The organism is uncultured Megasphaera sp. (assembly GCF_958350005.1).
Lineage (GTDB): Bacteria > Bacillota > Negativicutes > Veillonellales > Megasphaeraceae > Megasphaera.
In genome coordinates this window covers 1-9,079 of the sequence record NZ_CATWFF010000082.1, presented here as the reverse complement: position 1 = coordinate 9,079, position 9,079 = coordinate 1, and the positions used below count along the sequence as shown (strand labels likewise).

The following is a 9,079-nucleotide window of genomic DNA, read 5'->3' as shown; positions in this document are numbered from 1 at the left end:
TGTAAAAAACTTTACACCATCCGTCCTCTATAGTATAATACATGTTGTCGTACGGGCGCTCAGTGTCTCGAATACTCCGACGATCACTTAGTGCTTTGCAAATGATATATTTTCAGCAAATGGAGGAAGTACACATGTTAACAGTAGAAGCAAAAAAAGAAATTATCGCTAAATTTGGCGCAAACGAAAACGACACGGGATCTCCGGAAGTACAGATCGCGCTCCTGACGAGCCGCATCACCTATTTGACGGAACATCTCCGGGCCAACAAAAAAGACCACGCATCCCGCCGCGGCCTGCTGAAACTCGTTGGTCAGCGCCGTAACCTGCTGGCTTATTTGCAGAAATACGACCTCGAACGGTATCGTGCTATTCTCGAAAAACTGAACCTGCGTAAATAATTAGCATATTGTGAGGCTGATGTAGATGCATCAGCCTCTTTTTTCAGAACCTGCAGGGTGGTAGGTGGAAGCATGGACGCCGCAGACGAGGCGCCTATACTCGTGCCTATCACCTGCGAACGCATAAGGAGGTAATGGAATGGAAGAACAGAAATTCCAAATGGATTTTGCCGGCCGTCCCCTGGTGATTGAAGTCGGTAAATTGGCAAAACAGGCCAGCGGCGCTGCCCTGGTACGGTACGGTGACACAGCTGTATTCGTTACGGCTACGGGCTCGAAAGAAGCCCGGGAAGATGCGGACTTTTTCCCGCTCACCGTCGATTATGAAGAAAAAATGTATTCTGTCGGAAAAATTCCCGGCGGATTTATTAAGCGGGAAGGCAAGCCCCCTGAATCGGCAACCCTCTTTGCCCGCCTTATTGACCGGCCTATTCGGCCTCTCTTCCCGAAGACATACCGCCATGACGTCCACGTCGTAGCCTATGATTTCTGCGTCGATCACGACAATGCGCCGGAAATCGCCGCCATGATCGGTGCGTCTGTGTCGCTGTGCATGTCCCATATTCCCTTTGCCGGCCCTATTGCCGGTGTTCGCGTCGGCCGCGTTGACGGACAGTTTGTCATCAACCCGACAGTAGCGCAGAGCGAACAGAGCGATATGGACATCGTCGTTGCCGGCACGAAAGACGCTATCCTCATGGTCGAAGGCGGCGCCAAACAGGTACCGGAAGACGATATTCTGGATGCCATTATGTTTGCCCATGAAGAAATTAAAAAAGTCGTCGAATTTCAGCTGAGCTTCCTCGATAAAATCAGCGTGCCCAAACAGGAATTTGTCGAAAAACAGCCGCCTGCTGACATTGTCGAAGCCGTTCATGCCTATGGCGAAGAAGCTATGAAGACCGCTGTCTTCACGCCGGGCAAAGTAGAACGGGAAGAAAAGATGGATGCTGTCGAAGCCGATATTTATGCACATTTTGACGAAATCTATCCGGACGACCGCCCTGTTATCGTCGAAATCGTCCAGAAGATGATTAAAGAAATTGTGCGCCATATGATCGCTGTAGACAAGATTCGTCCTGACGGACGGCGCGTCGATGAAGTACGGCCTGTCAGCTGCGAAGTAGGCCTGTTCAAACGGACCCACGGCACGGGCCTGTTCACGCGCGGCCAGACGCAGATTCTGAGCTTTGCCACGCTGGCACCGCTGTCGGAATCGCAGCATATTGACGGCGTAGGCCTGGAAACGGACCGCCGCTATATGCATCACTACAATTTCCCGTCTTTCTGCGTCGGCGAAACGAAATCGTCCCGCGGACCGGGACGCCGCGAAATTGGTCACGGCAAGCTGGCTGAACGGGCTCTGGCTCAGGTTCTGCCCAGTGAAGAAGAATTCCCCTATGCTATCCGCGTCGTATCGGAAGTCCTCGAATCGAACGGCTCCAGCTCCATGGGCAGCGTCTGCGGCAGCACGCTGGCCCTGATGGATGCAGGCGTTCCCATTCAGGCACCGGTTGCCGGCGTCGCCATGGGCCTGGTTACGAAAGATGACGACTTTACGATCCTGACAGATATTCAGGGCATGGAAGATGCTCTGGGTGACATGGACTTCAAGGTTGCCGGTACGATGAAAGGCGTTACAGCCATTCAGATGGATATTAAGATCAAAGGGCTGAGCCGGGCTATTCTGTCCCAGGCCCTGCAGCAGGCTCATGAAGGGCGCATTCACATTATGGGCAAAATGCTGCAGACCATCAGCGAACCGCGGAAAGAACTGTCTCCCTACGCGCCGCGCATCATTTCCATGCAGATCGATCCTGACAAGATCCGCGACGTCATCGGGCCAGGGGGCAAGATGATCAAGCAGATTACGGAAGAAACAGGCGCCAAAATCGACATTGACGATTCCGGCCTCGTGTATATTGCCTCTGTCGAAGCGGCAGGCGGTGAAAAGGCGAAAAAATGGATTGAAGACCTGACGAAGGAAGTAGAAGTAGGGCAGACCTATGTGGGCAAAGTTACGCGCATTATGAATTTCGGCGCCTTTGTGGAAGTACTGCCCGGCAAGGAAGGGCTGGTCCACATTTCCCAGCTGGCGAAAGAACGGGTGGAAAAAGTGGAAGACGTCGTCCATATTGGCGATGAAATCATGGTCAAATGCGTGGAAATCGACAACCAGGGCCGGGTCAACCTGTCCCGCAAAGCCCTCCTTGGCGGCGGCGATGATACGCCGGCTCCGCGCCGCAGCGGCAATCGCGGTCCCCGCGGCGGCCACGGTCCCCGGGATGGTCAGAAACGATAGGAGAGCACTATGACTGGCAGAGGATTTGAAGTCGTTCGAGCCTATGCGCAGGCAGGCATTGCCCTTCCTGTCCGCAAGACAGCCGGCAGTGCCGGATATGATCTGGCAGCAGCCGAAACAGTCGTGCTGCCGCCTCATGCAGTAACGGTCGTGCCAACGGGACTGAAGGCCTATATGGAACAGGATGAATATTTATCCGTCTTTATCCGTTCCAGCCTGGCTTTCAAAAAAGGCATTATGCTGGCTAACAGCACCGGCATTATTGACAGTGATTACTACAATAATGGCGATAATGAAGGACATATTATGCTGGCCTGCTACAATACGGGCGATGTGCCGTATACGGTAGAAAAAGGCGATCGCATTGGCCAGGGAATTTTTATGAAATACCTGACTGTCAACGGCGATGGGGCCACAGCGGTCCGCACCGGCGGAATCGGCAGTACAGGCAGGAAATAAGGATAACCGAAGACGTCGTAAGCAGGGATGAACCCTTGCCCTGCGGCGTCTTCGCTGTATTACGGCCGTAGTGCCGCACAGGGAGGCATATGATGAGCATCAGTACGGAAACAATGGTATCGCGCAAAGAAATTATGACAGGGAAAGTATTACATGTAACTGTCGATACAGTAGAAATCGATGACGGCGCCGGCGGCCCGAAAAAGACGGCTGTCCGCGAAGCTGTATGGCACTTTGGCGCCTGCGCCATTCTGCCTGTGGACGACCAGGGCCGCATCATCATGGTCCGGCAGTATCGCTATGCCGCTGCCCAGCCCATGCTGGAAATCCCGGCCGGCAAAATCGAGCACAACGGCGAATCTCCTGATATCTGCGCAGCCCGCGAACTGGAAGAAGAAGCAGCCGTCACGGCAGGCGAGCTCATTTCCCTGGGCTTTATCTACACGTCGCCGGGATTCTGCGATGAAAAAATTCATCTCTATCTGGCCCGGCAGCTTCATAAAGGAGCGCAGCATCTGGATGACGACGAGTTCCTGAATATTGAACGGTATACGCCGCAGGAAGTGGAACAGCTCATTGCCGACAACCAGATCGTCGATGCCAAGACCATTGCTGCCTTTGAAAAGTCCCGGAAGTACCTGCATATATAAGGAGGTCCTGTACGATGAAATACAATCGCATCATTGTCATTGTCATGGACAGTGTCGGCGCCGGCGGTGCCCCCGATGCTGCTGCGTTCGGCGACAAAGGAGCCGATACGTACGGCCATATTGATGCCGCCGTTCCCCTGGCTGTGCCCAATCTGCGCCGTCTGGGCCTGGGAAAAATCGCCCATATTCATGCCGTTCCGGGGCCCGTTATGGGGGCTTACGGACTGATGCAGGAAGTCTCGGCCGGAAAAGATACGACCAGCGGCCACTGGGAATTTATGGGCAATCCCGTCGAAAATCCCTTCCCCACCTTTGCCCACGCCTTTCCAACCGACCTGCTCCAGGCCTTTACGGAAAAGACGGGCTATGGCTATTTGGGCAATGAAATCGCTTCGGGAACGGAAATTATCGAACGTCTGGGACCGGATCATTTCCGTACAGGCCTTCCCATTGTGTATACGTCAGCAGACAGTGTATTCCAGATTGCTGCCCACAACGATGTCATTCCCCTGGAAGAGCTGTACCGCATTTGCGACATTACGCGCCGCGAAGTCTGCGTCGGCCCCTATGAAGTAGGCCGCGTCATTGCCCGCCCCTTTGTGGGCACACAGGGCCATTTTGTCCGCACTGGCGACCGCCGCGATTACAGCCGCATGCCGAAGCGCAAAATGGTATTTCAGTACTTGTCGGAAAAAGGCTTCTTCGTCGTCGGCGTCGGTAAAATCGGCGATATTTATGCCCATGTAGGCCTGACCGAATCCTATCATACCGCTAATAATACAGAAGATATGGCTGAGCTGACGAAACAGCTTCAGGCTCATCGCGGCCAGCAGGGTCTGGTCATGGCCAATTTCGTCGACTTCGACAGCCAGTACGGCCATCGCCGCAATGTCGCCGGCTATGCCCAGTGCCTGGAAGACTTTGACGGCATGCTGGGAGACTTCCTGCCGGAACTGCACGACGACGAACTGCTGATTATTACGGCCGATCACGGCAACGACCCGACGTGGCACGGCACGGACCACACGCGGGAACAGGTGCCCCTCCTGGCCTACAGCCCGTCCTTTGACGGACCGGCCTATTTGGGCATTCGAAAAACCTATGCCGATTTGGGCCGCACGATTATGGAAAATTTCGGCCTTACTGGTCTGGCTTTTGGTCAAAGTTTTCTTTCAGAACTGCCGTAAAGGAGGATGCCTTATGTGGCCTATTGACTGCATTGCCCATAAACGGGACGGAAGGACGCTGGCGCCTCAGGAAATACGCCGCTTCATTCAGGAATATACGGCAGGACAGATTGCCGATTATCAGGCTGCGGCCTGGCTTATGGCTGTGTATCTGCAGGGCATGAATGCCGAAGAAACGACGGTGCTGACCGACGCCATGGCCCGGTCCGGCGATAGGGTCGACTTGTCGTCCATTCCCGGCATCAAGGTAGATAAGCACAGTACCGGCGGCATTGCCGACACGACGACGCTTATCGTGGCGCCCCTGGTGGCTGCTGCCGGTGTCCCTGTAGCCAAAATGAGCGGCCGAGGCCTGGGATTTACAGGCGGTACGGCAGATAAGCTGGAAGCCATTCCCGGATTTCATGTGGAACTGCCGGAACAGCGCTTTCTGGAACAGGTCCGCCGCATTGGCCTGGCCCTCATTACCCAGTCCGGTGAAATTGCGCCGGCAGACAAACAGCTCTATGCCCTGCGCGATGCGACGGGAACGGTAGAAAGCATCCCCCTCATTGCCAGCTCCATTATGAGCAAGAAAATCGCTTCCGGTGCCGACGCCATCGTCCTGGACGTCAAATACGGCGACGGCGCTTTTATGAAGACCAAAGAACGGGCCCTGTCCCTGGCGCGGACGATGGTTGCCATTGGCAAGCTGGCCGGAAAGCAGACGCGGGCCGTCGTCACCTCCATGGAAGCGCCCCTTGGCACGGCTATCGGCAACAGCCTGGAAGTGGATGAAGCTGTCGAAGCCCTGTCGGGAACGGGAGGGCGCCGGCTCATGGAAGTAGTCGAAGTCATTGGCGCCCATATGCTCATTGCCGGCGGCAAAGCAGCCGATGAAGGGCAGGGAAGACAGATCATCCGCTCCCTGATTGCCAGTCGGCAGGGGCTGAAAAAATTCAGGGAATGTGTCCAGGCTCAGGGCGGCGATACGTCGTGGATCGGCCGCAGGCCCCTGACGAAGGCACCCCAGGTGTTTACGGCAGTCTGCACGGATACGGGGTATATTACGGCTATTCACGGCCGGGCTCTTGGCGAAATTGCCATGGCCATGGGGGCCGGACGGCGCCGTAAAGGCGACACCATTGATCCCATGGTGGGCATTCGCCTGTTTAAAGAACTTTATGATCCGATCCGGGCAGGAGAACCGCTGTTTACGATATATGGAAAGGCTGATGCGCCCATGATGGACATGGCCCAGGCTGCAGCAGATCAGATTATCGTCACGCCCTATCAGGCTGCAGTCATGGAGCCTGTGGTCAGCGAATGTATCGTATAAATGGAACAGGACTTACACACAAAGGGATTGCACCATGCAGTCCCTGTTTTTATCTGTAAAGGAAGGTACGCATGAAACAACGCAGGCAGATTCCCGTACAAAAGGGAAAAACCTATGCTATCGATATAGTACGCCTTGGCACCAACGGCGAAGGCGTCGGCCGCTATGAAAATTTCACCGTCTTTGTGCCGGGAGCCCTTCCCGGCGAGTCCGTGCAGGCCCGGGTGACAGTGGTCAAAAAGCAGTACGCCCTTGCCGCCCTGACGGAAATCGTCAAACCGTCGCCAGACCGGGTAAAGCCGCTGTGTCCCGTATACGAGCAGTGCGGCGGCTGTCAGCTCCAGCATCTGAGCTATGAAGGGGAGCTGAAAGAAAAACGGCAGCAAGTCATCGACGCGCTGGAACGAATTGGCCATTTGCAGCATATAGACGTGCTGCCGACACTGGGGGCAGCCAGCCCCTGGCATTACCGCAATAAAATGCAGGTTCCCGTCGCCGCTGTCGGCAGGCACAGCGTGGCCATTGGCTGCTTTGCCGCCGCTACTCATCAGGTCATTGACGTAGCAGCCTGTGCCATTCAGAAAGACGACAACAACCGCATTGCCGCCGTCGTCCGCCAGTGGATGAAGGACTATAAAATTCCCGCCTATAACGAAGATGAACGGACCGGCATTGTCCGCCACATTATGGGCCGCGTCGGCGTCCACACAGGAGAACTCATGGTCTGTCTGGTTACGGCCTGCGACATGGTGCCCCATATGAAAGACCTGGTCCGCATGCTCCGGACGGCACTGCCGCAGATCAAAAGCATCGTGCAGAACGTCAACACCCGCCACACCAACGTCATTCTCGGGCCAAAGACCCGCGTCATTTACGGCGCGCCGGCCATTCATGACTCCATTGGCCCCCTGACCTTTGCCGTGTCGGCCCAGTCTTTTTTCCAGGTCAACAGCGAACAGGCGCAGAAGCTGTATGAAACGGCCCTGGCTTTTGCCGGCCTGACGGGAAAGGAAATCGTCGCCGATGTGTACTGCGGCACCGGCACGATTACCCTGTTTTTAGCCCAGCAGGCCAAACAGGTCTATGGCATTGAAATCGTGGCGCCAGCCATTAAAGATGCCGTGAAAAATGCCAGGGACAATCATATCCGGAATGCCGAATTCATTCTGGGCGACGCCGTATACAAACTGCCGGAACTGATCCGCAGCGGCATTCGCCCTGACGTCATCGTCCTCGACCCGCCCAGAGCGGGATGCGGCGAGCCCGTTCTGGCAGCCATTGCCCAGAGCAGGCCGAAGAAAGTCGTCTACGTATCCTGCAATCCGGCAACCCTGGCCCGCGACCTGGCTTATCTGAACGAACACGGCTATGCCGTACAGAAAGTACAGCCTGTCGACATGTTCAGCCGAACCCACCACGTGGAAACGGTAGTACTGCTGGTGAGACGGTAAGGGAAGCCCCTATTTGCGGCAAGTTTCTTTTATAAAAAATGTGCCGCATAAGCAGGAAAATCAGGAACAGGTATACTGAGCGATAAGGTGGTGAAACATCATGAGTAATACAACCGGATGGGGCGGCAAACGGGCTGGTGCCGGTCGTCCCAAAGGTACAACGAAAGACACCAGCGTTCAGCGCAAACAGCACGCCGTGCGGGCTTTTGATGACGAATGGGAACTGATTAAAGAATTTGCATCTATCATCAAAAAGGACCGGGAACGGGCTGAACGCATGATGAAAACAGAATAGCTATACAAGGCCACGTCCGTGCGGCATGGCCTTTTTGCAATGAACCGTGATATAATGAAGATACAAAAAGGAATCTTTGAGGTGGAAAACTTCGTAGCGTCCACACGCCGATGGTACTGACAGGGAAAACCCGAGAGATGCAGGAGTCTGCTACGCCTGCCAAAGATTCCTTTATGGGAAAAGCGTTCACCATAGAGGGAGCGCTTTTTTCATGCCTGAAAGGAGGCGGTGCAGCTGCAGTACGTGACCATGCTCTGCCAGTTCCTGGACAGTGAGATTGACACCCCTCATCCGCTCGTAGTACAATGTACTAAAGAGGTGATTGACATGGCATTTTCTATCAGACTTAATGAAGAAGAACGCAAGCTTGTAGACAGCTATGCAAAACTCCACTCTATGACTGTTGGTGAAGCATTTAAACGCGCCCTGTTTGAACGAATTGACGAAGAGTATGACCGTGCAGTTTTTGAAGAAGCGTATCGGGATTATGTAAAAGATGGCAAGAAAAGCCGTCCTATCTCCGAATTATGGAAAGAAGTCGGTGTATAATGTATTCCGTAGAAACAACGACTCGATTTGACAGAGAGTTTAAGAAGTTGGACAAATATACCCAACGTATGATGAAAGCATGGATTGTCAAGCATTTAGTTGGATGTGAAAATCCAAGAATTTACGGGAAAGGATGGACCGCCAATCGTAGTGGCCAGTGGAGGTATCGTATTGGTGATTATCGTCTTATTTGCCAGATTCAGGACGACCGCCTCATTATTTTAGCCCTGACGATTGGCCATCGCCGGGACGTGTACGAGTAAAGTATAAGGGGCTGCAATAAAACGGGTAAAAAACTCATTTTATTGCAGCCCCTTATAGACAGGTGATTATACTTGCCGGCATGGTACTGGTAATACCGCCGGCGCTTCCCGTCATCGTGTTGGCGCACGGTGGCGGGATTTTTTTTATTTTAATCTTAAAAATTTTCTTTGCGTCGCATAGGTTTGGGTAATACAGTGAGTTTT

The 9,079-nt window shown here is 54.0% G+C and carries 10 protein-coding genes; all 10 read left to right on the top strand.

The genetic code is table 11. The features are described 5' to 3' along the window. The first annotated feature begins 134 nt into the window (after positions 1-134). The 10 genes from rpsO to Q3886_RS06095 all read left to right on the top strand — a co-directional run bounded on the left by rpsO (position 135) and on the right by Q3886_RS06095 (position 8,875). A complete protein-coding gene (gene rpsO / locus Q3886_RS06140) occupies positions 135-401 on the top strand; it encodes a 30S ribosomal protein S15 (protein ID WP_301860323.1) in 267 nt (88 codons plus the stop codon). Between the two features lie 139 nt (positions 402-540). Next, entirely contained in the window at positions 541-2,703 is a 2,163-nt protein-coding gene (locus tag Q3886_RS06135; RefSeq protein WP_301860322.1) for a polyribonucleotide nucleotidyltransferase, read from the top strand. A 9-nt stretch (positions 2,704-2,712) separates the two neighbouring features. After that, positions 2,713-3,162 carry a dUTP diphosphatase gene (gene dut, locus Q3886_RS06130; protein ID WP_301860321.1) on the top strand — a complete coding sequence of 150 codons (450 nt, stop codon included), beginning with the start codon at positions 2,713-2,715 and terminating at the stop codon, positions 3,160-3,162. 92 nt (positions 3,163-3,254) lie between these two features. Further along, complete coding sequence (locus Q3886_RS06125) at positions 3,255-3,812, top strand: NUDIX hydrolase (RefSeq protein WP_301860326.1); 558 nt, start codon at positions 3,255-3,257, stop codon at positions 3,810-3,812. A 14-nt stretch (positions 3,813-3,826) separates the two neighbouring features. After that, complete coding sequence (locus tag Q3886_RS06120) at positions 3,827-4,999, top strand: phosphopentomutase (RefSeq protein ID WP_301860320.1); 1,173 nt, start codon at positions 3,827-3,829, stop codon at positions 4,997-4,999. Between the two features lie 13 nt (positions 5,000-5,012). After that, positions 5,013-6,317, top strand: coding sequence for a thymidine phosphorylase (locus Q3886_RS06115; RefSeq protein ID WP_301860319.1), 1,305 nt, complete (start codon positions 5,013-5,015; stop codon positions 6,315-6,317). Between the two features lie 71 nt (positions 6,318-6,388). Next, positions 6,389-7,768 carry a 23S rRNA (uracil(1939)-C(5))-methyltransferase RlmD gene (gene rlmD / locus Q3886_RS06110; protein ID WP_301860318.1) on the top strand — a complete coding sequence of 460 codons (1,380 nt, stop codon included), beginning with the start codon at positions 6,389-6,391 and terminating at the stop codon, positions 7,766-7,768. A 100-nt stretch (positions 7,769-7,868) separates the two neighbouring features. Further along, a complete protein-coding gene (locus Q3886_RS06105; protein ID WP_301860317.1) occupies positions 7,869-8,063 on the top strand; it encodes a hypothetical protein in 195 nt (64 codons plus the stop codon). A 327-nt stretch (positions 8,064-8,390) separates the two neighbouring features. After that, positions 8,391-8,612, top strand: coding sequence for a type II toxin-antitoxin system RelB family antitoxin (relB, locus tag Q3886_RS06100; protein WP_301860316.1), 222 nt, complete (start codon positions 8,391-8,393; stop codon positions 8,610-8,612). Further along, entirely contained in the window at positions 8,612-8,875 is a 264-nt protein-coding gene (locus tag Q3886_RS06095) for a type II toxin-antitoxin system RelE/ParE family toxin (RefSeq protein ID WP_301860315.1), read from the top strand. The genes relB and Q3886_RS06095 overlap by 1 nt, the downstream gene beginning before the upstream one ends. Positions 8,876-9,079 lie beyond the last annotated feature (204 nt).

What these genes read in the sequence shown, in the direction of transcription:
- rpsO (WP_301860323.1), top strand. Translation starts at nt 135, where the DNA reads ATGTTAACAGTAGAAGCAAAAAAAGAAATTATCGCTAAATTTGGCGCA.
- Q3886_RS06135 (WP_301860322.1), top strand. Translation starts at nt 541, where the DNA reads ATGGAAGAACAGAAATTCCAAATGGATTTTGCCGGCCGTCCCCTGGTG.
- dut (WP_301860321.1), top strand. Translation starts at nt 2,713, where the DNA reads ATGACTGGCAGAGGATTTGAAGTCGTTCGAGCCTATGCGCAGGCAGGC.
- Q3886_RS06125 (WP_301860326.1), top strand. Translation starts at nt 3,255, where the DNA reads ATGAGCATCAGTACGGAAACAATGGTATCGCGCAAAGAAATTATGACA.
- Q3886_RS06120 (WP_301860320.1), top strand. Translation starts at nt 3,827, where the DNA reads ATGAAATACAATCGCATCATTGTCATTGTCATGGACAGTGTCGGCGCC.
- Q3886_RS06115 (WP_301860319.1), top strand. Translation starts at nt 5,013, where the DNA reads ATGTGGCCTATTGACTGCATTGCCCATAAACGGGACGGAAGGACGCTG.
- rlmD (WP_301860318.1), top strand. Translation starts at nt 6,389, where the DNA reads ATGAAACAACGCAGGCAGATTCCCGTACAAAAGGGAAAAACCTATGCT.
- Q3886_RS06105 (WP_301860317.1), top strand. Translation starts at nt 7,869, where the DNA reads ATGAGTAATACAACCGGATGGGGCGGCAAACGGGCTGGTGCCGGTCGT.
- relB (WP_301860316.1), top strand. Translation starts at nt 8,391, where the DNA reads ATGGCATTTTCTATCAGACTTAATGAAGAAGAACGCAAGCTTGTAGAC.
- Q3886_RS06095 (WP_301860315.1), top strand. Translation starts at nt 8,612, where the DNA reads ATGTATTCCGTAGAAACAACGACTCGATTTGACAGAGAGTTTAAGAAG.